Genomic DNA, 23,449 nt, shown 5'->3' with positions numbered 1-23,449 from the left:
TTTAACGAAAGACAAATTTTTTAAGAATTTTAAATAATGATAATTTTTTTAAATTTAAAATTGTAATTTCATAAAATTAAAAAAACAATTTCAATTTGGCAATATATTTGCTAGGTAAATATGAAACACACAAATATGAAAAAATACCTACTATTACTCTTGAGCATTACGGCAATTGGATTGTCTTCGTGTAAGAAAGAAGTCATCGCTAATAATCAGACTACAAACAGAACTATTTTAGTTAATGTTCCAAAAGCAAACTGGAAGTTAACCAGCGACAATAAATCTTGGTTCACAACCATTACAGTTCCTGAAAACGATGCTTACTTTAATAAAAATGGGCATATCGTGGTAGCGATGTCAATCGATGATCCAAACGTTTATGAAGCTCTTCCTCAAACTTATAAAGGTATATCCTACACCATTGACTCTGGTATAGGTTTTGTAAATATATATTTCAGCGAACCAAATGGCGCTGCAATTGGGGCACCAACTTTTGATTCAAACGTAAAAGTAACGCTAATAGACTCTTTTCTGATTCAGTAATCAGATAACTTAAAACTCTAAAAAACGACCAATGTTCGCCTGAACGTGGTCGTTTTTTTTATGCTCTCCCCTGTTCAGCTGAATGGCCCTGATGATCACACCATTTCTCTCCAGCAACAATTCTTCATAAAAGCCCTTATAGTAAACATCCTTTACCTCGTACCTTTTACTATTCCACCCACCCTTTAACTCTACCCACTCCGGGTAAAACACCACAGACTGCTGCTTAGCCTGAAGCCCTAACTTAATCGCGTCCTCCGGCTTCAGCACAACCGCATTCCCCAATAACTGTGCAGTATAAATATGTTCTGGATGATTATAAACATGCTCAGGTCTACCCTTTTGAATCAGCATACCATCCTTCATCAAGATCAACTCATCTGCCAGAAATAATCCATCAGCAGGATCATGAGACACAATGATCACTGTCACTCCTGTTTCAGCAGCAATTCGCTTAATGTCCGCACGCAATTGATTCTTCAACAATGCGTCCACCTGGCTAAAAGGCTCATCCAATAACAAAACACTCGTATCCGTAACCAAAGCCCTGGCAATCGCCACACGCTGCTGCTCACCCCCGCTCAGTTCAGTTATCTTTTTATTCCTCAGATGATCAATATGTAAATGCTCCATCATCCTCACCGTTTTCTCCTGCTTGCCCTTTACATCCGTATTAGACAGCACAGAAGCAATATTATCATACACCTTTGCATAAATATTCAGTGAAAAATCCTGAGTCACGATCTCCATTTCCTTGTGTCCGGGAATAAGCTGTTCATGTGGCCCAAGCACACGCTTACCATTCAACAGAACCTCCCCCTCATCAACCTTCAGCAAACCAAAAATGGACTTTAACAAAGTGGACTTTCCACTACCACTCTCCCCGATCACCGCAATGATGTCTCCACGCTTAATGTCGAAAGTGATATTTCTGATTCCTGAAGCCTGTTCAGTTTGATATTGCTTAGTTAGTTGTCTAACGCTGATGATAATTTCGTCCACACCGTAAAGATACGCTTCAAAGAGAAATTACCTAATATAAGCACCGAATTGAATCCCGTATGACATAAAAAATCCCCAGTAAGGTCACTAAGTTTCCTCCCGCAATTTAGAAATAGCGAGTATAGTCTGGTGATCTCACTGACGCTTATAATGCCAACAAATATCGTCTAATGAATCCCGAAGGTAATACCGAAAGCTAAATTCTTAAGCCCCTTCTGTGCCTCAGTATCAAACATATCATTGAAATAATACTTAGTAAACAAACCAATCCCCGAATATCCTACTCTCAACGTACCGCCTAAACGAACCTTTTGAAAATCATAATCATTCCTGAACTTCTGCTTACCACGCTCCTCACTAATCTGCTTAACCTTTCCATTCAGTAAAAAGCTCACCTCAGGCCCAACAACAAAATAAAATCTTTTTCCCCTTTGATTTTCGTTTGTTCTGAACTCAAAATTCAGTGGAATATGCACATAACTACTCGAAAATCTATTCTTACTAAAATCAATCGATTCCTCCACATAAGTAAGATCCGGCGTATTCTTCTGAATCGTAATATTCTTTTCCAACCTTATCAAAGTCCAATCAAACCCTGCCGCTGCATAAATTCTGAAATTAGGATTGAAGCGATACCCAAAGTACGCCAAATCAAAAGATATCGTACTCGTTTTGATCCCCCTGTAATCCAGAAAATCATTTTTAGGAGAAAGCTTAAAACTTCCATTATCAATCAATCTTGAAAAACCAATATCCAGCCTCGTAAAAGTAAGTGCGTAGCCAAACTGCCCCTTAGGAGCAGAAACATTCTTAACACTATCCTCATTACGTCCAAAAGACATCTGCAAATTGTATTTCCGGCTCTTTACAGAAGTTTTAGCAGTCTGTACCACTGTTGTATCCACATTATCATTGGATTGCGCAGCAGCCGTTAAACAAGCCACTCCCATCAATCCAGTCAACATTAAAGTCTTTAGTAAATTCTTCTTCATATTATCATTTCAGTTCTATATCTTATTCAATATCCGTCTCTATCTAATAACTAGTCTATATACATTAATGTTCTTTAAAAGTATCCTACCAATGTATTCTAATAATTAGCATATGCACAATTATCTTTTCCGGCAGCTAAATTTAAGCATTCCTTAATCTAATCCAATAAAAGAGAAGCTATCAGACCAGGTAATTCCTTCATTTTCCTTTCTCCCCCACAAATCATCTATTGTATTAAATAATATTTTGTTGATACCTAGTAGATCCAGAAATCCAATATAAGTTTCACACCACAAAAAATAAATATTAAACTAATGCACTAACCAACAAATTCGTAAAAATGCTTCCTAAGTTATCTTCTGATTTGTTTTCCTAATTTGTGCACTTTAAAGCGAATTTTCTTTTTACCACCTAGTTTTTCCAACCAACCAGTTTCGCCAACCAGTCTTTCAACCAAGCTTCTCTACCCAATCTTTCCAACTAGCTTCGCCACCCAACCAACAAACCAATCTTTCCACCCAGTTTCTCCACCTAGTCTTTCCAACCAATTTCGCCACCTAATCTTTCAAACAAGCTTATCCAACCAGTCTTTCAACCCAGTTTCGCCAACTAATCTTTCCAACTAGTTTGCCACCCAGTTTCTCCACCGAGTCTTTCCACCGAGTTTCGCAAACCAATCTTTCAAACAAGCTTAACAAACCAATCTTTCCACCCAGTTTTTTCCACTCAGTCATTCAACCAAGTTTCGCCAACCAGTCTTTCAACCAAGCTTCTCCACATAGCCTTTCCAACCAATTTCGCAACCCAGTTTCGCCAACCAATCTTTCCACCTTGTCTTTCCAACCAACCAATTTCGCCACCTAATCTTTCAAACAAGCTTAGCCAACAAGTCTCTCAACCCAGTTTCGCCAACTAATCTTTCCAACTAATTTCGCCACCCAGTTCTTCCAACAACCAAACCAAACAAGCAATTCTCGCTTAAACATCCTGCATGTAAAAACCCCTCAGAGAAATAAAAAAAACACCATGCAGTATTTCGAGCCTTATTCATCCCTTCAGATGAATGCCAGCCGAAATACTGCATGGTGTTTTTTTATTTCCCTCTTACAGTACCTTTTTACTCTCCCCGTTTCTGACGATAATTCTTGTACAACTTAACAGCCATCATAATTCCCCCAGAAAACACGATCAATCCGATCAACCCATAAACCCAGTCAACCGCACTCTTCAACACCACCGTAAAAACGATCGCTACCAATAAAACCGTAGCCACCTCATTCCACAACCTCAGCTTAAAAGAACTCAGTTTAAAAACCCCACTCTTCATCTGTTTCATTAACCGCTGACAAATAAAATGATAAACCAGCAATAACAAAACAAAACCAAGCTTTACATGTAACCAGGGCGTACTTAACAAACCCGGTCTGATACAAATCATTCCTATTCCCGCAAGAACAGCAAAAGTCATCGCCGGATTCGTAATAATATGCCACAACTTATGTTCTATCTTAATAAACTCCTTCTGAAGAATCTCTTTCTCAACTTCAGGACGATCATTCGCTTCCGTATGATAAATAAATAACCTCACACTATAAAATAACCCAGCCATCCAGCTCACCACAAAGATGATATGGACAGAAAGCACATATGGATAATAAGAGTCCATTAATAGCGGAATTCTTTAATGAAATCAATCGCATACTTCACATTATCAAAAGGAATATCAGGCATGATACCATGACCCAAGTTAAATATAAACCCTTTCTCACCGCGCATACGCTCAAACAACTGTAAAATATGTTTCTTAATCACCGGCTGCTCAGCATATAAAATATGCGGATCAAGATTTCCCTGGACAGCAATACCAGCAGGTAAAGCCTGTTTAATATTTAATAAATCAGCATTCCAATCTACAGAAATCACATCCGGTTTTGCAGTAGCCATAATCGGCGCAAACACAGAACTACCCTTACAGAAAGAAATTACAGGAATATCTTTTCTATTTAGATTAGCAATGATCTCCTGAATATAACGATGCGAAAACTCCTGATAATCATTCCATGACAAAGCCATAGCCCAGCTATCAAAAATCTGTACCGCATTCACACCAGCAGCAATCTGCAAATTCAGATAATCAGCAGTTACCTTTGCAATTTTCGCTAACAATTTGTGCGCAACCTCAGGATGATTATGCATCAACAACTTTGTTAATTTGAAATCCTTCGAAGAAGCACCCTCTACCAGGTAACTCATTACCGTAAACGGAGCACCAGCAAAACCAATCAGTGGAATACTTCCATTCAAACGCTGCTGAATTACTTTAATCGCATCAGCAACATACTGCAGCTGATCTAAACAATCAACATTCAGGTTTTCTACATCCTTCAACGTACGTACAGGATTTGCAAAACGTGGTCCAATACCTTGCGTAAAGCTCAGATCACCACCCATTGCCTCACCCGTAACCAATATATCACAAAACAGAATAGCCGCATCAATACCCAATAAATCTACCGGTAACATCGTTACATCAGCAGCAATCTCAGGCGTTTTGCACATTTCTAAGAATGAATACTTGTTTTTAATCTCCCAATATTCTGGCATGAAACGACCAGCCTGACGCATCATCCATACCGGTGGGCGTTCAGTTTGTTTGGACCATGCTGCATCTAAAAATAAAGTGTTCATCTAATCTTAATTTGTTGGTAAGCTATTTGCTTCTTTTTCTATTTTATTAATTATCTCTTTCGTTCTCTCTGTATTTGCAAGATCCTTTGCCTTATCAGCATAAGCCAATGCTCTTACTTTATCTTTTTTACGCAGCGCAAGATTAGCCAGGTGTATCAATACAAAAGACTTATCGCTTTTTGTGCCCAGAGGGAACCTGCTCGCCACCTGAAAATGATATTCGGCAGCCTGGTAATCCTCCTTCTTCAGCGCTATATTCGCAATCATAAATTCGTAGTAACCCCGTCTGTTTTTAGCCAGACGATCCGGATTTGGCACTTCTGCCAATAATTTCTCAGCTTTATCGTAATCACCGTTCTTAAAATACTTCGAAGCAATTAAGATGGAGCTGCTTTTAAAATGGCTCCAGACTACAAATCCAGCCATTAATCCTAAGATTACTGCCAGCTGGAACTCATCATAAAAAAGGCACACCCCAGCGGCAATAACAAAAATTGCCATTAGAGCATACCTGCCTTTTGCGTTATACATTAGTGATGGATATCCGTAAATTTATAGCCTACACCACGGATTGAGTGGAAATAAACCGGGTTTTTCTGATCTGGTTCAAAATATTTACGGAAAGTAAGGATAAAATTATCAATCGTACGCGTCGAAGGATAAACATCATAATTCCAAACAGTTTCCAGAATCTGCTCTCTTGAAACTGCTTCGTTTTTACGCTCAATCAGTAACTTAAGCAACATGGTTTCCTTTTTAGTTAAAGGCACAATCACACCATCATCCTGTTTCAGTTCGAACGAATTGAAATAGATAGTCTTCTCACCGATTTTATAAGAATTTAATTCTTTTAAATCGTCAGACTTCATACTGCGTTTAACCAGGATACCAACTCTTAAGATCAGCTCTTCTAAATTGAAAGGCTTCACTAAATAATCATCAGCACCTTTTTTAAGGCCCATTACACGGTCTTCACTTGTGTTTTTAGCCGTTAAAAATAAAATAGGGACCTCGGTGTTTTCTAAACGTATAGTTTCACAAACCTGGAAACCATCCATTTCTGGAAGCATCACATCCAGGATAATCAGGTTAAAACGTTCCTCTTTGAAAATCTTCAAAGCGGTTTTACCATCCTTCACTGCATGGACTTTGTAACCTTCTAATTCAAGGTTTAATTTTATAGCATCTAATAAATGGTCTTCATCTTCGACCAATAAAATTCTTAATTTCTGTTGCATAATGATCAACTAAATGTGATTTCAAAAATCGTACCCTGCGGCACATTGTCTCTGACGCTGATATCAGCGTCATGTTTTTGCAAAACTTCTTTGACTATAAACAATCCCAGTCCAGTTCCTTTCGCTTTCCTTGTGTTCTCTTCACCAACGCGGTAAAACTTATCAAATATGAGCATTTTTTCCGCATCCGGAATACCAGGCCCTCTATCAGAAACACTCAGGAAAGGATGTCCATCACGCATTCCCAGTTCAACCCCCACTTCAGCACATGGGCCAGAATATTTCACCGCATTTTCTACCAGGTTAGTCACCACAGATGAAAGGGTAAATGGATCACCCAAAACAATCACATTCGGCTGGATCACAGGATTAATCACCTGTTCACATCCGCAAGAATGAATTTGTAACCTGTCAGTTATTTTGGTAACCAGTTCTGAAAAATCAAACTCTTCCTTAGGGAAGGAATACGAGCGGTTTTCAATTTTTGTAGCCAGCAGCATATTTTCTACCAGATCATCCAGGCGTTCAATATCCTTTAATGAATTGTTCAGTAAAGAAGTCTGACGCGCTTTATCCAGATCACGCTTCACGATAGTCTGAAGTGATAATTTAATAGCTGCCAAAGGCGATTTCAATTCATGTGTAACAGATAGCAGGAAATTCTGCTGCTGCTCTCTTAACAGATCTTCCTTTTTGATCGACTGGTGCAGGAAATAAGCCCCAACACACAAAAGAAACAAAAACACAGATCCCTCTCCCATAACCATGGCCATTCTGGAAGGCTGGAGCTTCACCACAAGCGTTCCCCAGGAGATCAGCTGCACCAAAGAGTACAGCAACATGAAATAAAATATGATTATTGATTTCTTCAAAATGTTTAAATCTCTTGGAACTGTTCAAAATCAAACAGTTCTTAAATATACGCTAATTTACTTATTTCCTAAAAACAATGTCCAGCGCTTCAAGAATCGCTCTTTTAGCTTTTTCCAACTCTATTTTTGTATGCGCTGCAGAAACAAATCCTACCTCGTAACCAGAAGGGCCTAAATAAATACCTCTGTTTAGCAATTCACGGTGCATCACTTTAAATTTCTCCATACTAGCAGGATCAATATCTTCCGCACACTGTATTTTATCCTTGTCCGTAAAAGCAAACCAGAAAATAGAACCTACATGAAATACTTTGAATTTATAGCTTCTTGCCGTAGCAAAACGCTGGATACCCTCTGCAAATTCAGTAGCTTTTGCATTCAGCTCTTTATAAAATCCTGATTTTAATAATTCAGTCAATTGGGCAATACCCGCCGACATGGCTACAGGGTTTCCTGATAAAGTACCCGCCTGGTAAACACCACCATCGGGAGAAATATGCCCCATGATTTCGGCAGAAGCCCCGTACATTCCTACAGGTAAACCACCACCTAATATCTTACCGTAAGTAACGATATCCGGTTTAGCATTGTAATAACCCGCAGCACCTTCAAAACCTAAACGGAAACCTGTAATTACCTCATCAAAAATCAGCAAAGTACCATTGTCCTTACAGATTTTCTGCAGGAATTCAATATAAGCCGGATCTTGGATCAGTAACCCATTATTTGCAGGAATACCTTCAATAATTACCGCAGCAAGCTGATCTTTAAACTGAGCAAAAGCTTGTGTTAAAGCTTCCGTATCATTTAAAGGGATCACAATTGTTTCTTCCGCAAAAGATTTAGGAACACCTAAAGACGAAGTTTCACCAAAAGTAACCAGACCTGAACCCGCTTTTACTAATAATGAATCACTGTGCCCATGATAACAACCCTCAAATTTCAGGATTTTATCTCTTTTGGTGTAACCACGTGCCAGACGGATCGCAGACATTACCGCTTCCGTACCAGAACTCGTAAAACGAATTTTCTCTACGTGTTTGTTATTTTTGATGATCAGTTCAGCCAACTCATTTTCCAAAGCAGTAGGTGCACCGAAACTCATCCCATTCTGCATGGTTTCAATTACTTTCTCTCTTACTTTAGGAGGATTATGACCTAGAATTAAAGGGCCCCAGCTACCGCAAAAATCAATAAATTGATTTCCATCAGCATCCCAGACAAAACATCCATCACCTTTTTGAATGAACAATGGCGTTCCGTAAACAGATTTAAACGCTCTTACCGGTGAATTTACGCCACCAGGAAAATAGGTTTTTGCCTTTTCATACAGCTCTTTGGATTTCTCTCTTGAAATATCTGGTTTACTTCCAGTATTTACAGGCATATCTCCTTCGTTGCCGGAAAACATCTTTTTTAACGATTCTAACATATTACATCCAGTTCTTTTCTACAATATCTCTTATATGGTAAGTGGTAATTATGCTTGCTCCCGCACGTGCAAAGCCATACATAGTTTCCATTACAATCTTTTGTTCATCAATCCAGCCCCTTTGTGCAGCCGCTTTCACCATTGCATACTCACCCGATACATTGTAACAGGCAATAGGCAAATCAGTATTTTGCTTCAGGTTATGAATTACATCCATATAAGCCAATGCTGGTTTAACCATTAATACATCCGCACCCTCACTCTGATCAAGTAGCGCCTCACGTAATGCTTCCTCAGGATTTCTGAAATCCATCTGGTAAGCCTTCCGGTCTCCTTTACTTGGTGCACAATCTGCAGCCTCTCTGAACGGCCCGTAATAAGCAGAAGCAAATTTAGTGGCATGCGACATAATCGCTGCGTTCACATAACCATGCTGATCCAGTAAATTCCGCATTGCACCAATACGTCCGTCCATCATATCTGAAGGCGCTAACATATCTGCTCCAGCCTGCACATGTGCCAAAGCCATTTTAGCAATTACTTCTACCGTTTCATCATTCTGTACGTAATCATCTTTCAAAATACCGCAATGACCATGTGTAGTATAAGAACAAACGCATACATCAGTAACTACATATAAATCATCCCCAAAGTTTTTCTTTAATTCACGGACAGCAGCAGGTACCAGCGAATGATCATGGTAAGCAGAACGTGCATCCTCAGATTTTTCATCCCCCACACCAAAAAGCATGATCTTGTTTACCCCCAGTTCAAGCCCCTTTTCAACATCTCTGATCAACATATCCGTTGAAAAATGGTTTACTCCAGGCATGGAATCAATAGCATGTTTCACTCCATTTCCAGGAACTATGAAATAGGGATAAACAAACATGTCTTTTGACAGTTTTGTTTCGGCCATCATTTCTCTTACAATTGGGTTCTTTCTTAATCTACGCGGACGGTGCAACATAATCAACCTCTCTTTTTTTATTTAATATCAATTCCGAATACTGCTTCTGCAAGGCCGATTTCGTCAGGTGAATAAGGAAGGACGTACTCCACGCCCATTTCCTCAAATTTCTTTCCTGTTGAATTTCCGATGGCAATTACCTTTTGTCCCGGATCCAGTAAGTTGTCAGCGAAATAAGCTTCCACATTGGATGGGCTGGTAAAAATCAATACATCAGCATAAGTATGATCTATATTTTCTTCCATGACTGTCTCATAAATAGGCAGATCAATGATTTTTGTGTCTTCAGCTAATGATTTCTGAATGCTTAACAATGAATCCTGTGCACGTGGAAATAAAACAGTCTGATTGCTCACCAATGCTGCAAAATCTTCCGCTACCTCAGTAATATCACCACTTTCACCAACATAATCAGCTTTATGACCATGTTTTCTAAGCGCATCTTCTGACCCTCTGCCCACTACACCAAACTTCACATGTTTAGGCAATACAGGCTTCAGTTTAAAGAAGTATTCTACGCCATTACGGCTACTGAAAAAGATCCAGTTGATATGTTTCAGGTAAAAAGGATCCAATACATTGACAATAGGAAAAGTACGGATCAATGATCTGCCTTCTATTGCTATATTATTGGTCTCCAATGCTCTTCTGAAGTAATTATGTTCCCCGATTTCTCTGGAAATAAATACCCTTGCAGGCAGCTTTCTGTCTTTATCATATTTAGCTACGATTTTTTCTGCCAATCCTTCCAGGCTATCTACCCTGAAGAATAAGCGGTTTGGAAAATCATCAGCCGTTAATGCTTTGGACGTCCATACCTCATATTTGCCGTTTTCTTTTTTACAGTAACAACCTAAAGGCATATGGCAACCACCTTCAAAAAGGTTCAGCACTTTACGTTCTACGCCAATCTCTTCTGCAGTAGCTGCATCATGAATCCCTTGCAGCACATCAAATAATTCATGGTCATTTTCTCTGATCTGAATGGCCAGTACCCCTTGTGCAGGAGCAGGGATCAGTTCAGTAGTGTCTATTACTTCCATATGGAATTCAGACAGATCAAGATTCAGCCGGTTTACACCTGCTTTTGCCAGTAAAATAGCATCATACTTTTCATCTCTTAGTTTTTGAATACGGGTGTTTACATTACCACGTAAGTCTTCAATGTTAAGATCTGTTCTCAAAGCAAGCAGTTGTGCTTTACGTCTGTTAGATGATGTACCAACCTGTGCACCTGTTTTCAGTGAAAGTTTTTGCGTAACATCTACACAATCTTTCAAAATCAGTAATAATTCTGAAGCATCTTCTCTTTCAGATACTGCCGCAATTGTTAATCCGGCAGGGTGGGTGGTTGGTAAATCCTTGTGAGAGTGTACAGCAATATCAATGCTGCCTCCTAATAGTTCTTCTTCAAGCTCTTTGGTAAAAAAACCTTTTCCTTCAAGTTTGTCCAGCCTCAGGTTTAATATTTTATCACCCTGGGTTTTAATGATCTTCAGTTCTGCTTCGACACCAATTTCCGCAAGTTTGTCTTTCGTATAATTGGCCTGCCACAATGCAAGATCACTGCCTCTTGTTCCGATAATAAGTTTCTTCATCAGTATATATTTGTTCTTTTATAAAGCTTCCGTCAACCGTTAATAAACAAACGTTGAATTAAGCTTTTGTAGCTATCACGTATTTAGATTCGCGCAAATTTAACCTAAAAGAGCTATAGTCTTAAATAATAAACAAATAATGTATTTGTGCTGACTAATCTACCCAGGAAGGTTAGCTATTGTTGACCAGAATTTCTTTTGCCATGATCATCGGTACGCTAATATATTTCTTTTCCATGTAATCCATCACCCGTTCAAGAACCAGTCTTGAATTTTCATCCAGTGTATTGATTTCCTCTGCAAAAACAATATCCAGTGCCTTACTTTTAATTGCTTTAATTTTCTGAGGAACTTCACTCATGGCAATTTCTATTTTGCGCTGGCGAAGTACTAAATCAAATTCTTTGATATTCTGATCGATAATTTGCTCTGCATTAACCAGTTCATCATAACGTTCCTGAATATTTTTGCGGGCGATCTCTTTTAAAGATTCAACCTCAATATAATGTACAGGGAAGTTTTGGATAACAGCTGGTGCAGTATCATTAGGAATTGCAAGATCTACAATAACTTTTTTGCCCGTTTCGCCATTTAATAGCTTACGGTAAATTTTTTCTGTGATGATGGGTTCAGTAGCACCGGTACAGGTAATGATGACATCAAAACCCTGATCGAAATTTTCCAGTGCGGTCAATGGATAAGCGATACCGTTTAAATCTTTTGCAAGGGACTGTGCATTTTCTACCGTTCTGTTGAAGATAGAAAAATTAGAGTACTTGTGTTTTTTAAGGTATTGCGCTAAGTTTTTGTTAGTCTCACCAGCTCCTATAATCAGAATTCTTGAGCTGGCAGTTATAGTCAGGTCCCTTAATTTGCGGTAAGCTAAAGAGACTACCGAAACCGGGTTTTTAGAGATATTCGTATGGGTATAAACTTCCTTTGCTGTTTTAACTACGCGGTTCATGATCATTCGCATATAATCGGCTGTAAAACCAGAAACACGGCATGCTTCATAAGCCCGGCGTACCTGGGCAAGGATTTCTTTTTCACCAACCACTAAACTTTCCAATGAGCAGGAAGTACGTAATAAATGGTTGAAAGCTTCCACTTGTTCATAAACAGAAACACTTTCCAGAAACTTATCCATATATGCTTCCGGTAATCCCATGTCAAGCACAGTCAGGAAACGAAGGATAAATTCACGGTCCAATTCGTGAGCAGTGGTAAAAACAAACTCAACGCGGTTACACGTACCGATATAAAAGATTTCTTTTACATCCAGTTCATTTTGAATATTCTTCAGTCTGTCGTCCAGTGTCTGCTCACAGATAACTAATTTCCCTAAAGACTTTAAGTCAATTTGTTTATGAGTGAAAGCAAGTATCTTTAAATATTCCAATTTGGGTTTGTGTTGTGTTTATATAGTGGAAACAAAAGTAATAAGACCTCCCTTAGCGTCTGTCATTATGCTGTAATTAAGATCAATTTAGAAAGATTTTAAATTAAACATTTTCAGAAAAAAACAAGAGATCATTATGTTTGTTAATAAGCTAACACGCTATAAAAGAAAGTTATGATTAAAAAAGAGCACTTTATTCTGTCCGGATCCAAAGATAAAACCATTTCAGGCGACCTTACCTATGACGATAATCAGACAAATCAGCCTTGCATTTTATTCGTACATGGCTTCAAAGGATTTAAAGATTGGGGCGCCCATAACCTGGTAGCTTCCTATTTTGCCTCCAATGGATACCGTTATTTCAAATTTAACCTGAGCCATAGTGGTGTAACCGAACAAAAACCTGATGATGTTACTGATTCAGAAGCTTTTGCTGCAAACACGGTGAGTATGGAGCTTAAAGATGTAGATACGGCTCTTAACTACATTGCACATACTTACCCGCTCAACCCTGTTTATGTCATTGGACATAGCCGTGGTGGTGCTTTAGTTATTTTAAAAGGCGCAGCCGATGAACGCATCAACAAAATAATTACCTGGTCTGCTATCTCAGATTTTAATTCCTTATGGAAAAAAGAGCAAGAGAAAGAATGGTTATCTACAGGAAGAATCTTTGTAGAAAATGCCAGAACAAAAGAGAAAATGCCTTTGAACAGTACATTGCTCGAAGATTTTAATGCACATAAAAAAGAATTTGACTTGCTGCATGCTGCTGCAAAAATTAAAATACCCTGGTTAATTTTGCATGGCGATGAAGATGTAAATGTAAAATTCAGTGTAGCACAAGAACTCGCACAAGCACAGCCGAAAGCTCAATTGCAGAAAATCAAAGGCGCTAATCATGTTTTTGGAGCTTCGCATCCTTACACAGCAACCGAACTACCTGCTCAATTGCTTGAAGTGTGTAAAAAAACACTTGCCTTTATCAAAAATGCCAGCCTATAAATTAATACAAGCTGGCATCTGCATACTTTATTATAAAGTTTTATTTCCCTTCTGTCCAATTGCCATCCTCTTTGATCAGGTCTATCAGATCATCGAGCGCTTTGGCAGAATTCACATTTTTTTTCACGACTTCTTTACCACGGTATAAAGTAATTTTACCGGGGCCCGTACCTACATACCCATAATCAGCATCTGCCATTTCACCAGGTCCGTTCACAATACAGCCCATAATCCCAATTTTGATCCCTTTCAAATGATCAGTTCTGGAACGGATCAACTGGGTAGTTTCCTGTAAATCGAACAATGTTCTGCCACAACTTGGACAAGAAATGTATTCTGTTTTAGAAATCCTCGTCCGGGTAGCCTGAAGAATTCCAAAACTTGTAGAGTTCATAACCGGAAGCCCTACTGCTTCAGGAGCATCAATCCAAACCCCATCCCCAAGACCATCCGTAAACAAGGCGCCTAAATCAGTCGCCGCATATAACTGCAGATCATCCGCACTAATTGCAGCATAAGATCTCTTTATAATAACCGGAATCTGATTACCGCTCTTCAGCAGGTCAATAAAAAAGGCTCTTTGTTCTATTGTTCCTTGCTCAGCAGAAGTTTCCAGTACCAGCACCACTGTTTTATCCAATAGAGGTAGCAATGCTTTACTATAGTTCTTTGCATTGACAATAACGAGGTTCAGTATAGGATCTCTCTGAACCACCGCTGCATAATTTTCCAGTTTAATCAACGGGTGACAATTGCTTTTATCCTTCAGTGTTAACCAGGTGCTGTAATTATAAATCTGACGTAAATTCCCCGGGAAAGAAAAAGAAGGTAGTTCATCCCCTAAATAAACAAGATCACAGGCCTGATCGGCCATATTATATTTATCCAGCCCTGCGCTGTATTTGTAGCCAACTTCGGTTAGGAAATAAGGATCTTTTAAATTTTTCGAAGACACATCCAGCATCACTACCGGATGATGGTGTCCCCCAATGTGCTGCACTGGTAAAGTCACCCTGCGGTTATATTCATAAGGATTATAAGGTAAATCCCTGATCTCAATTTTTTCATTCTCCACCATATTTAAAGCACGGTTTACATAACGATTGGCCAATGCTTTGGCTACCGGAGCTTCAAATTCAGGATCTTCAGTCAGAGAAACCCTGATCGTATCCCCTAAACCATCTTCCAGTAAAGTACCAATACCCACTGCAGACTTGATTCTTCCATCCTCTCCGTCACCAGCTTCAGTTACCCCAAGGTGCAGCGGATAGTTCATCCCTTCTTTAACCATGGTTTCTACCAGTAAACGATAAGCCTGGACCATCACCTGTGTATTACTCGCTTTCATGGAAATCACCAGATTATAATAATTCAGGTCCTCACAGATCCTCATAAATTCCATAGCAGATTCCACCATTCCGCGTGGTGTATCTCCGTACTGGCTCATAATTCTGTCTGATAACGAGCCATGATTTGTACCAATACGCATTGCAGTACCGTATTCCTTACAAATTTTTACCAGGGGTGAGAACTTCTTATAAATCCTTTCCAGCTCAGCCTGATAAGCCAGCTGTGTATATTCTATATTTTCAAAACGTTTCTTATCCGCATAATTACCTGGATTAACTCTTACTTTCTCCACAATACGGGCAGCAGCTTCAGCAGCATTTGGTGTAAAATGTATATCTGCTACCAAAGGAACGTTATAGCCTCTGAACCTCAGCTCTTTCTTAATATTAGCCAGATTTTCAGCTTCCTTCATGCTAGGCGCTGTAATCCTCACATATTCACAACCAGACTCTACCATCCTGATGGTTTGTTCTACGGTCCCAAGCGTATCCATAGTATCCGTAGTGGTCATAGATTGTATCCTGATCGGATTCAACCCACCCATAGGAATATCTCCTATAGAAACCTCACGTGTTAAGAACCTGGAATACTGGTTTAGCTGATTACAATACCCTCCGGCTAATTCTTTTTGTGCTGCTACGTTTTCCATAAGGGTACAAAGATAAAGATTATGTTTTGTATGTGAATTCACATCAAAAATATAAAGATTATGTTAAACTTTGTCAAGTCAAATAAGGAATAGACACAAGCCACGTTTTGAATTTACACAACAAAACAGCCCTGTAATCCCAATAAATGGTGGAAGAGAAAAAATAAAAAAGGAATAGCCATATTCCTTTTTTATTTTTAGATCAGGCGATCCTTGATGACCAAAGTGCCTGCAGCAACATCGTGAAAACACTGTTGCTTCTTATTCAAAAAACTATATAGATACCCAAAAAAAAATGGAGCAACAGATAAGACCTTGCCCAGGTTCCTTAAGAAAGACAAACCAATACTTACCCTTGCCCCTCCCATATCCGTTACCTTAATACTTAACAGTCTTTTCCCAATTGTCCCCTGCTTCTCAGAAGCCTCTGCAAAAACACCATAAATGAATTTAAACACTGGAATCAATGGTAACAACAACAAAGCAAAAGAAATCCTTTCCCCCTGCCCCTTCACAAAAACAAAACAGCAAAGTAACAGCACAATGTAAACCAAAAACAAAATAAAATAATCAATTACAGCCGCCAGCAAACGCTGATCAAACGAAGCAAAATACTGCGGGGCAGTCTGTTCATAGCTAAAACCAAAAAGCGCACGGAGTTCAGGGAACTCGTGCGCTTCTTTATAATCGTCCATTCCGGGCTTCCTTACAAAGGTGCCCGCTACAATAGTCATATGCTTTAACTGCTCAAAATCGTATGGCCCCTCAGGCTTTCCATTAACGACTACAACATAATTTGATTCCAATAGCTCTTAATGTCTGGTTACTTCAAAATTACTCAATCCACCATCCAGATTAATAAAAATCTTTTTCGCAGATCCGTTATAATTTGAAGTCTCATAATTATTATTATCAATCTTGATAAAACCAGGGAAATCCTTTGCAGAAAGCCCGGTTTTTGTTTTAATTCTGCAACCTGAAGCTTCAGGAATACTAATTTCTATCGAGGCAACACCAGTTTTCACAACCACATCGGTGATAGGCAATAAAGAACCTACCTTAAGATCAACAGAAGCCGCACCACCATCAAACCTGAAACTTCTCACCTTATAATCGCTCAGGTCTAAATCTACCTCACCAGCACCCATGTTCATATTCACAGTCCATTCAGGTCTTTTATTCAGCCTTAAATCAACATTGTTCCCTCCATTTCCAAGAGACCAGTTGCCTTTCTTATCTTTCATTTTAAAGGTTACTGTATTCACAGAATCAGAAGTCTCTTTTTGTAAAATGAAATTGCCGTTTTTGCGTTCTACGTCAGCTGTAATGAGCTCTTCAGTTTCCCCTTTCAAATTAAAAGATGTTCCACCGCCAGAAATATTAAGTACAGTCTTTTTTGAACTGTCTGCAACAATAAATGGTTCTGTAAATTTGATATTCTGACTTTCATCATCTCCTGCACTATCTAAATCCAGGTCCAGGTCTTTCGTCAGCCTATCGCCTATCCAGTTCTTGTTATGCGGAGGCTGCTGCCCCCTGTAAAACACAAAACCAAGCATCAATACCAGTACAGCTAGAGAAATTATGTTTCCTGTCTCCGATTTGTTTCTGTTGAACAGGATATTTACTCCGGCAATAATCAGGAATACAGGCCAGAAGCTCCATACATTTCTCCAGTAAAAATTAATTACGTCAAAGTTTTCTAATAAAAGGACAGCACCTACAAACAGTAGTATTACGCCCCACATCACTCTATTAAGTTTCATAAGATTATTTGTTAGGGGGTTTACAATTGATTCTCTGGGGTCTGGTCTGCAGGTTTTGCAGGCTCTTGCGCAACAGGTTGTTCTGTTGCAGGTTGCCCTGCTGTGGTATTTAAATCCTCAGGTTGTTCTTTTTTCCAGTCTTCCCATTTATTTTGTCGTTTCGCTTTCAAGATGAAACTTAAACCGATCGCAACAAACAATAAAGGCCATAATTTACCTAACCTGAACCAATAAGGGATCAGATTAAACTCATTCATTAAAAAATATAAACCGATTACCAAAAGGACTAATCCTCCGACAGTCCGTCCTGTATCGTTATTTTTTGGCAAAGATTTAAAATCTAACGGATTCTGCCAGTCCTGTGCGGGTGCACTTTTCACATCCGGGTTTCCTGCTGCTGCAGATGGCGGTTGCTGCCCAAATGGCGGCGGCGTATTAAATCCCTGAAAATCACTCTGTTTCTTGAAATAATCATTAAACTTTGAAAATCTCGCAGCCGGATCATTATTTACCGGCACTACAATCCACATCACCAGATAAACCAGGATACCAGTTCCAACCAAAAATATAGTTGACAACACAAATAATAACCGGATGATAGTTACATCTACCTGCATATATTCTGCTAATCCCGATGAAACGCCTGCAATTATCTTGTCATGTTCGTTTCTTAACAATCTGTTTTCCATAAATCACTCTCCTATATTAGTAACAATAAAATTATTAACGGTCTTAACAACGTTTATTATGTTTAAGTTTCACAAGCTATAAACATTGATTAAGCCTCAATACACAATTAAGACTGAGCAAGTTCTATTTAGTTACAAAAGACTGCAAAGCATTTTTTCCTGTCATTGACAATTCTATAGATCCAGCCCTAATTGGCTGCAAAAAACCGCATTATTCATCAAATAGCAGAATATTTTTTTGAAATAAACAAACCCACAACATTTTTTGTTGTTTCTTTGTATTATTATAGTATTAATACATTAGCTAATTTCTTACTGAATGAACTTCACCAATTTTGGTAAATATCTGTTGCTGTTGAAGGCAGTTTTCAGAAAGCCCGAAAAGTTTAAAATATATCTTAAAGCCATTTTTCAACAGATGGACTTTGTCGGAGTAGGTTCTCTTGGCTTAATTGCCATTATTTCTACTTTTATCGGGGCTGTTATGACTTTACAGATCGCCTTCCAGCTGGTGAGTGATTTTATCCCTAAAACTATTATTGGTTCGGTAACGCGTGATTCCAGTATTCTTGAGCTCAGTCCTACTATTACAGCCATTGTACTTGCGGGTAAAATTGGTTCCGCGATTTCTTCGGAAATTGGTACCATGCGGGTGAGTGAACAGATTGATGCACTCGAAATCATGGGGATCAATTCACCTGGTTATCTGATTCTTCCTAAACTGATTGCAGGAATTACAATGGTTCCTGTTCTGGTAATTTTTGCGATGGTATTAAGTATAACGGGTGGTTATTTAGGTGGTACTTTGTCAGGGGCAGTAACTCCGGCAGAATATATCCAGGGTATCACTACTGATTTTAATCCTTATACTATCGTTGTTGCACTGGTCAAAGCATTTGTTTTTGGTTTCATCATTACTACGGTTCCTGCTTACGAAGGTTTTTACGTCAAAGGTGGTGCATTAGAAGTTGCTCAGGCAAGTACAAGGGCAGTTGTAGTAAGCTGTATCAGCATCCTGGCTTGTGATTACATTGTAACCCAATTATTATTATGATCGAAATCAAAGACATTGAAAAATCTTTCGGGTCCAATACTGTCCTGAAAGGTATATCAGGTATATTCAAAGAAGGGTTGACGAATTTGATCATTGGTGGTTCAGGTTCAGGAAAAACTACCTTGCTAAAATGCATGATAGGCTTGCATACCCCCGAAAAAGGAAGTGTGCAATATGATGGAAGAGAATTCATTGATATGGATTTTGAACAGCGTATTGAAATCCGTAAAGAGATCGGTATGCTTTTCCAGGGTTCGGCACTTTTTGACTCCATGACTGTAGAAGAAAATATCATGTTTCCGTTGAATATGTTTACCGATCACGCTTTTAAAGAAAAACTGGAACGTGTTAATTTTTGTCTGGAAAGGGTCAACCTGGAAGGTAAAAACAAACTTTTTCCGGCAGAACTTTCAGGAGGGATGAAAAAGCGTGTGGGAATTGCCCGTGCAATTGCCATGAACCCAAAATATCTTTTTGTTGATGAGCCTAATTCAGGTCTCGATCCGAAAACATCTATCGTTATTGATGAGCTGATTAAGGAAATTACAGAAGAATACAATACCACTACTATTGTAGTTACCCACGATATGAACTCGGTAATGGGTATTGGTGACTATATTCTTTTCTTACACGAAGGAAAAAAATTCTGGGAAGGTTCTAATAAAGAAATCGCCCATACAGACATAGCAGAACTTAATGATTTTGTTTTTGCCAGCCGTTTCATGAAAGCTGCCAAGAAAAACTTTTAATAACATTGTACAAAAATATTTATGATAAGCCTACTTACCCCCACGCACTGGAAAGATTATGAGTTGATTGACTGTGGAGATTTTGAAAAATTAGAGCGCTTTGGCAATCTTATCCTTTGCAGACCTGAGCCTCAGGCTGTATGGAAGAAAATGCTTCCGGAACAGGAATGGAAAAAATTAACACATATCAGGTTTAAAGGTCGTTCTGCGACTTCTGGAGAATGGGTAAAGTCTGCTGGAAATGTTCCTGACCGCTGGAATGTGGAATATAAGAATGATGAGGTAAAAATTAACCTGCGCCTTGGTTTAACCTCATTTAAACATGTAGGTGTTTTTCCTGAGCAGGCAGTAAACTGGGATTACATTTCTTCTTCTATTAAAAAGTTCAAAAATCCAAAACCGAAAGTACTTAACCTTTTTGCTTATACAGGTGCAGCATCATTGATTGCACAAGCTTCAGGTGCGGATACAACACACGTGGATTCGATCAAACAGGTAGTGAACTGGGCAAATGAGAACCAGGAATTATCTCAGTTGAAAGATGTAAGATGGGTTGTGGAAGATGCTTTAAAATTTGTACAACGTGAGTTGAAACGTGGTAAAAAATATAATGGTATTATTTTAGATCCTCCTGCATTCGGTCATGGCCCGAATGGAGAAAAGTGGAAACTGGAAGATCATATTCAGGAAATGATGCAGGATGTAGTACAATTACTGGATGAGGAGGAACACTTCCTGATTCTGAATACGTACTCCCTGGGATTCTCTTCTGTAATTGTAGAAAATCTGATCAAGACTTCTTTCCCTCAGGTAAAAAACCTTGAAACTGGTGAGTTATATCTTCAGGCTACTTCAGGGATAAAATTACCGCTGGGCGTATTTGGAAAATTTAATACTTTCTCTTCTTAACAAGAGAAAGTATTATTGCTTTTGAGCTCAATCAGGTAGTTCCGGGGGTTATTGCCGCATCCACCAATCTATATTCGATAACAGGCGCACCTGCTACTCCACCGTCAGCATTACTGGAACTTACAAACCTGAGTTTATAAACGTTTCCATCTGCATCTTTAACCAAATAAAAACGATCTCTGTTAACTACTGGTCTTCCATCTGTAGTCAATGATCTCCATTTTACGCCAATGGCCTCACGCGTATTTAAATAAGTAATCCCTGCCAGTTTTTCTTTAGTAAAGTTTTCATATTCATTTGCAGTCTGATCTGCAATCTTCACTTCAGCAGCGGTTACGCCTCCCAAAAAGTTAATGAGTACAAAATCATGGGTTGCCACGGCTGTTGTACCTGTGGCACTTGCATCGGCTATGGTAGAAGTGGTCCATGTCCATTGTATATCCCATAGTGATTGTGCGGGTTCTCCGACCGCGGACGGGCTGGTGAAACTAAAAAAATTAAAATTATAGGAAAGATCTTTATTGACTACAAACTCAGTAAAAGAAGGATTATCAATATTCATCCTCGCATGTTTAATGCGATAACCATTAGTCCCCTGGTAAATTTTCACTTTGTACCATGGTCTTTTAACTGGCACAGATGGAATAACTGGTGTAGTTGGAGTAGCCGGTACCAGGGTAGTCATTTCCGGAAGACCTGCATAACCACTGTTAACAATATAAATATTACTCGCTCCCTCAGATGCGCCTACTTTTATGGTGACTAGTTTGGCTAAATAATCAGCTGCAGTACCAGTTACAGGATCTACATATACTCCGCTCCCTGCTACACCAAGCTTCATTTTATCTACAAAATCAATAGAATCTTTCTGTTGCACATCAGCAAAATTTTGCTTCCCTGTGTCGTAAGCCATTGCCCCCATAGTATGGTTAAGAATAGCTTTAAAATCTGCTCCGGGATAAAGACCCAGATCCCAGTTCGCTCGTCTTATTGGAGTCACCACGCCTTTACTGAAATCGACAAAAACACTATTAGCGGCATTCAGGCCTAGCTCAGTTCCGGCTACACCAGGAAGTGTCACCTGTTGTCCGGCAAATGGCTGTGGATATTTGTAGTCGACACTGTCTTTTTTACATCCTGCAAATGCAAAAACCACACCGCAGCAAATCATAAATATATTGTTTTTATTCATGTTAAATCTCTAATCCTCTAAAACGCTAAGAAGCGTAAAGATAATATTCCTGACCTTGAATTTTTCACAAATCTGGTACGGGGCAGGCAGATTATCTCAGCTTCAGCGGCCTGGCTCTTATTAATTTGATAATTTTTTTACAGATTTGAGATTTTGTCAGCCGAATGTGTAGTTTTGCAACCACACGAATTCATATTTAAATCACTTTATAACCTATGAAAATACCACAACTCGCGGGAACATTATTAATTGCATTTACAACAGTCACGCTTTTTGCCAATTGTACTTCCGGTACTGATAAAAAAGGTGAAAAAACAAAAACGACTATAAGTGCATCAGGAGATTCTTCGGAAGTTGCTGTGACTGATACCTCACGTAAGCCTATTGACACTGCAAAATATAACGCTTTAATGCTTAAGCTTGCACATGGAGATACTACGGGAAGATGGCCGGTTAAACCTCAGCCTTATCCACTGCCTGGTGCTATTTTACCTTACAAAAGGATTATTGCTTACTACGGAAATATATATTCAAAAAGAATGGGTGCTTTAGGTGAATACGCACCTAAGGAAATGTTATCCAGACTGGATGTTGAAGTTAAGAAATGGGAAAAGGCTGATCCTTCTACCCCTGTTCAGCCTGCTTTACATTATATAGCTGTTGTAGCTCAGGGTGACCCTGGTAAAGATGGCAAGCATAGATTCAGAATGCCGGATAAACAAATTGATTCTGTACTGGCTATTTCAAGAATGCGCAAAAACATGATTGTGTTTCTTGATATTCAAGTATCGTTAAGTACGATCAGAGATGAATTGCCTTTGCTGGAAAAATATCTGAAAATGCCAAATGTCCATTTAGGTATAGATCCTGAATTCTCTATGAAAGAAGGCGTGAAACCAGGAAAAAGAATAGGTACATATGATGCTGCTGATATCAATTACTGTTCACAATTCCTTGCTAACCTGGTAAAAAAATACAATTTGCCTCCAAAGGTTTTTACTGTTCACCGTTTTACAAAGAAAATGATTACGAATTACAAGAATATCAAATTACGTCCTGAGGTTCAAATCGTAATGCATATGGATGGATGGGGAGAGCCAGACCTTAAAAAAGGTACTTACCGTCACTTCATTTTCAGCGAACCGGTAGAGTTCACAGGTTTCAAATTGTTTTATAAGAACGATTTGAAAAAAGCACCAAACAGATTAATGACACCTGAAGAGTTATTGAAACTTACACCGGTACCTGTATACATACAGTATCAGTAGTTCTGTTGATTTTCTACAAGAAACGCCCTGTTAACAATTAACAGGGCGTTTTTTTATTCCTGCAAAATCGAATATCTAAA

The 23,449-nt window shown here is 38.9% G+C and carries 23 protein-coding genes; 6 read left to right on the top strand and 17 right to left on the bottom strand.

Annotation, left to right across the window (positions count from 1 at the left end; genetic code table 11):
- Positions 1-135: 135 nt before the first annotated feature.
- Positions 136-546 (top strand): hypothetical protein, encoded by a 411-nt coding sequence (locus AY601_RS24770; protein WP_068406693.1) that lies wholly within the window; start codon positions 136-138, stop codon positions 544-546.
- 9 nt (positions 547-555) lie between these two features.
- Here AY601_RS24770 and AY601_RS24765 read toward each other — a convergent pair whose 3' ends face one another.
- From AY601_RS24765 to hemA, 12 genes are all read right to left on the bottom strand, one after another.
- Positions 556-1,548, bottom strand: coding sequence for an ABC transporter ATP-binding protein (locus tag AY601_RS24765; RefSeq protein ID WP_068406690.1), 993 nt, complete (start codon positions 1,546-1,548; stop codon positions 556-558).
- Positions 1,549-1,715: 167 nt separating this feature from the next.
- Positions 1,716-2,540: an outer membrane beta-barrel protein gene (locus tag AY601_RS24760; protein ID WP_068406686.1), complete on the bottom strand. Its 825-nt coding sequence runs from the start codon at positions 2,538-2,540 to the stop codon at positions 1,716-1,718.
- A gap of 576 nt (positions 2,541-3,116) precedes the next feature.
- Entirely contained in the window at positions 3,117-3,275 is a 159-nt protein-coding gene (locus AY601_RS25830; RefSeq protein WP_157288098.1) for a hypothetical protein, read from the bottom strand.
- A gap of 383 nt (positions 3,276-3,658) precedes the next feature.
- A complete protein-coding gene (locus AY601_RS24755; RefSeq protein WP_068406682.1) occupies positions 3,659-4,207 on the bottom strand; it encodes a CopD family protein in 549 nt (182 codons plus the stop codon).
- The gene (gene hemE / locus AY601_RS24750; protein WP_068406679.1) at positions 4,207-5,229 is read right to left on the bottom strand and encodes a uroporphyrinogen decarboxylase; all 1,023 of its coding nucleotides are present in this window, start codon (positions 5,227-5,229) and stop codon (positions 4,207-4,209) included. Before hemE ends, AY601_RS24755 begins: the two co-directional genes overlap by 1 nt.
- A gap of 6 nt (positions 5,230-5,235) precedes the next feature.
- A complete protein-coding gene (locus tag AY601_RS24745) occupies positions 5,236-5,760 on the bottom strand; it encodes a tetratricopeptide repeat protein (protein WP_068406674.1) in 525 nt (174 codons plus the stop codon).
- Positions 5,760-6,467, bottom strand: a complete 708-nt coding sequence (locus AY601_RS24740) for a response regulator transcription factor (protein WP_068406671.1) — start codon at positions 6,465-6,467, stop codon at positions 5,760-5,762. The genes AY601_RS24745 and AY601_RS24740 overlap by 1 nt, the downstream gene beginning before the upstream one ends.
- A gap of 5 nt (positions 6,468-6,472) precedes the next feature.
- A complete protein-coding gene (locus tag AY601_RS24735) occupies positions 6,473-7,339 on the bottom strand; it encodes a sensor histidine kinase (RefSeq protein ID WP_068406668.1) in 867 nt (288 codons plus the stop codon).
- A 61-nt stretch (positions 7,340-7,400) separates the two neighbouring features.
- Positions 7,401-8,771, bottom strand: coding sequence for a glutamate-1-semialdehyde 2,1-aminomutase (gene hemL / locus AY601_RS24730; RefSeq protein ID WP_068406665.1), 1,371 nt, complete (start codon positions 8,769-8,771; stop codon positions 7,401-7,403).
- A 1-nt stretch (position 8,772) separates the two neighbouring features.
- Positions 8,773-9,741 carry a porphobilinogen synthase gene (gene hemB / locus AY601_RS24725; RefSeq protein WP_084359462.1) on the bottom strand — a complete coding sequence of 323 codons (969 nt, stop codon included), beginning with the start codon at positions 9,739-9,741 and terminating at the stop codon, positions 8,773-8,775.
- Between the two features lie 17 nt (positions 9,742-9,758).
- Positions 9,759-11,339, bottom strand: coding sequence for a hydroxymethylbilane synthase (hemC, locus tag AY601_RS24720; RefSeq protein WP_198163575.1), 1,581 nt, complete (start codon positions 11,337-11,339; stop codon positions 9,759-9,761).
- A gap of 172 nt (positions 11,340-11,511) precedes the next feature.
- Positions 11,512-12,738, bottom strand: a complete 1,227-nt coding sequence (hemA, locus tag AY601_RS24715; RefSeq protein WP_068406657.1) for a glutamyl-tRNA reductase — start codon at positions 12,736-12,738, stop codon at positions 11,512-11,514.
- Between the two features lie 174 nt (positions 12,739-12,912).
- Between hemA and AY601_RS24710 the strand changes: the two genes are divergently transcribed.
- The gene (locus tag AY601_RS24710) at positions 12,913-13,743 is read left to right on the top strand and encodes an alpha/beta hydrolase family protein (protein ID WP_068406654.1); all 831 of its coding nucleotides are present in this window, start codon (positions 12,913-12,915) and stop codon (positions 13,741-13,743) included.
- Between the two features lie 40 nt (positions 13,744-13,783).
- Here AY601_RS24710 and ispG read toward each other — a convergent pair whose 3' ends face one another.
- From ispG to AY601_RS24690, 4 genes are all read right to left on the bottom strand, one after another.
- A complete protein-coding gene (gene ispG, locus AY601_RS24705; protein WP_068406652.1) occupies positions 13,784-15,742 on the bottom strand; it encodes a (E)-4-hydroxy-3-methylbut-2-enyl-diphosphate synthase in 1,959 nt (652 codons plus the stop codon).
- A gap of 197 nt (positions 15,743-15,939) precedes the next feature.
- Positions 15,940-16,548 (bottom strand): RDD family protein, encoded by a 609-nt coding sequence (locus AY601_RS24700; protein ID WP_068406649.1) that lies wholly within the window; start codon positions 16,546-16,548, stop codon positions 15,940-15,942.
- Positions 16,549-16,554: 6 nt separating this feature from the next.
- On the bottom strand, positions 16,555-17,508 hold the full coding sequence (locus tag AY601_RS24695) for a LiaF transmembrane domain-containing protein (protein WP_068406646.1): 954 nt from the start codon (positions 17,506-17,508) through the stop codon (positions 16,555-16,557).
- Positions 17,509-17,528: 20 nt separating this feature from the next.
- Positions 17,529-18,197, bottom strand: a complete 669-nt coding sequence (locus AY601_RS24690; protein ID WP_068406643.1) for a PspC domain-containing protein — start codon at positions 18,195-18,197, stop codon at positions 17,529-17,531.
- Between the two features lie 319 nt (positions 18,198-18,516).
- Between AY601_RS24690 and AY601_RS24685 the strand changes: the two genes are divergently transcribed.
- The 3 genes from AY601_RS24685 to AY601_RS24675 are packed head-to-tail and all read left to right on the top strand — an operon-like array spanning position 18,517 to position 20,909.
- Positions 18,517-19,251 (top strand): MlaE family ABC transporter permease, encoded by a 735-nt coding sequence (locus tag AY601_RS24685; protein ID WP_068406641.1) that lies wholly within the window; start codon positions 18,517-18,519, stop codon positions 19,249-19,251.
- Entirely contained in the window at positions 19,248-20,000 is a 753-nt protein-coding gene (locus AY601_RS24680; RefSeq protein WP_068406637.1) for an ABC transporter ATP-binding protein, read from the top strand. Before AY601_RS24685 ends, AY601_RS24680 begins: the two co-directional genes overlap by 4 nt.
- A 21-nt stretch (positions 20,001-20,021) precedes the next feature.
- Complete coding sequence (locus tag AY601_RS24675) at positions 20,022-20,909, top strand: class I SAM-dependent methyltransferase (RefSeq protein ID WP_068406634.1); 888 nt, start codon at positions 20,022-20,024, stop codon at positions 20,907-20,909.
- A gap of 31 nt (positions 20,910-20,940) precedes the next feature.
- Here AY601_RS24675 and AY601_RS24670 read toward each other — a convergent pair whose 3' ends face one another.
- Positions 20,941-22,101, bottom strand: coding sequence for an HmuY family protein (locus AY601_RS24670; protein ID WP_068406632.1), 1,161 nt, complete (start codon positions 22,099-22,101; stop codon positions 20,941-20,943).
- A gap of 215 nt (positions 22,102-22,316) precedes the next feature.
- Between AY601_RS24670 and AY601_RS24665 the strand changes: the two genes are divergently transcribed.
- Entirely contained in the window at positions 22,317-23,369 is a 1,053-nt protein-coding gene (locus tag AY601_RS24665) for a hypothetical protein (protein ID WP_068406629.1), read from the top strand.
- Positions 23,370-23,449: the final 80 nt, after the last annotated feature.

Origin of the sequence: Pedobacter cryoconitis, from assembly GCF_001590605.1 — a bacterium.
GTDB lineage: Bacteria > Bacteroidota > Bacteroidia > Sphingobacteriales > Sphingobacteriaceae > Pedobacter > Pedobacter cryoconitis_A.
The sequence above is the reverse complement of the archived record's forward strand: the minus strand, read 5'-3'. Positions and strand labels throughout refer to the sequence as shown.

Excerpts from the sequence above, each read along its gene's own strand:
- hemE (WP_068406679.1), bottom strand. The coding sequence starts at position 5,229 with ATGAACACTTTATTTTTAGATGCAGCATGGTCCAAACAAACTGAACGC.
- AY601_RS24760 (WP_068406686.1), bottom strand. The coding sequence starts at position 2,540 with ATGAAGAAGAATTTACTAAAGACTTTAATGTTGACTGGATTGATGGGA.
- AY601_RS24740 (WP_068406671.1), bottom strand. The coding sequence starts at position 6,467 with ATGCAACAGAAATTAAGAATTTTATTGGTCGAAGATGAAGACCATTTA.
- hemL (WP_068406665.1), bottom strand. The coding sequence starts at position 8,771 with ATGTTAGAATCGTTAAAAAAGATGTTTTCCGGCAACGAAGGAGATATG.
- AY601_RS24675 (WP_068406634.1), top strand. The coding sequence starts at position 20,022 with ATGATAAGCCTACTTACCCCCACGCACTGGAAAGATTATGAGTTGATT.
- ispG (WP_068406652.1), bottom strand. The coding sequence starts at position 15,742 with ATGGAAAACGTAGCAGCACAAAAAGAATTAGCCGGAGGGTATTGTAAT.
- hemC (WP_198163575.1), bottom strand. The coding sequence starts at position 11,339 with ATGAAGAAACTTATTATCGGAACAAGAGGCAGTGATCTTGCATTGTGG.
- AY601_RS24695 (WP_068406646.1), bottom strand. The coding sequence starts at position 17,508 with ATGAAACTTAATAGAGTGATGTGGGGCGTAATACTACTGTTTGTAGGT.
- AY601_RS25830 (WP_157288098.1), bottom strand. The coding sequence starts at position 3,275 with ATGACTGAGTGGAAAAAACTGGGTGGAAAGATTGGTTTGTTAAGCTTG.
- AY601_RS24690 (WP_068406643.1), bottom strand. The coding sequence starts at position 18,197 with ATGGAAAACAGATTGTTAAGAAACGAACATGACAAGATAATTGCAGGC.
- AY601_RS24665 (WP_068406629.1), top strand. The coding sequence starts at position 22,317 with ATGAAAATACCACAACTCGCGGGAACATTATTAATTGCATTTACAACA.
- AY601_RS24745 (WP_068406674.1), bottom strand. The coding sequence starts at position 5,760 with ATGTATAACGCAAAAGGCAGGTATGCTCTAATGGCAATTTTTGTTATT.
- hemB (WP_084359462.1), bottom strand. The coding sequence starts at position 9,741 with ATGTTGCACCGTCCGCGTAGATTAAGAAAGAACCCAATTGTAAGAGAA.
- AY601_RS24680 (WP_068406637.1), top strand. The coding sequence starts at position 19,248 with ATGATCGAAATCAAAGACATTGAAAAATCTTTCGGGTCCAATACTGTC.
- AY601_RS24770 (WP_068406693.1), top strand. The coding sequence starts at position 136 with ATGAAAAAATACCTACTATTACTCTTGAGCATTACGGCAATTGGATTG.
- AY601_RS24710 (WP_068406654.1), top strand. The coding sequence starts at position 12,913 with ATGATTAAAAAAGAGCACTTTATTCTGTCCGGATCCAAAGATAAAACC.
- AY601_RS24685 (WP_068406641.1), top strand. The coding sequence starts at position 18,517 with ATGAACTTCACCAATTTTGGTAAATATCTGTTGCTGTTGAAGGCAGTT.
- AY601_RS24670 (WP_068406632.1), bottom strand. The coding sequence starts at position 22,101 with ATGAATAAAAACAATATATTTATGATTTGCTGCGGTGTGGTTTTTGCA.
- AY601_RS24755 (WP_068406682.1), bottom strand. The coding sequence starts at position 4,207 with ATGGACTCTTATTATCCATATGTGCTTTCTGTCCATATCATCTTTGTG.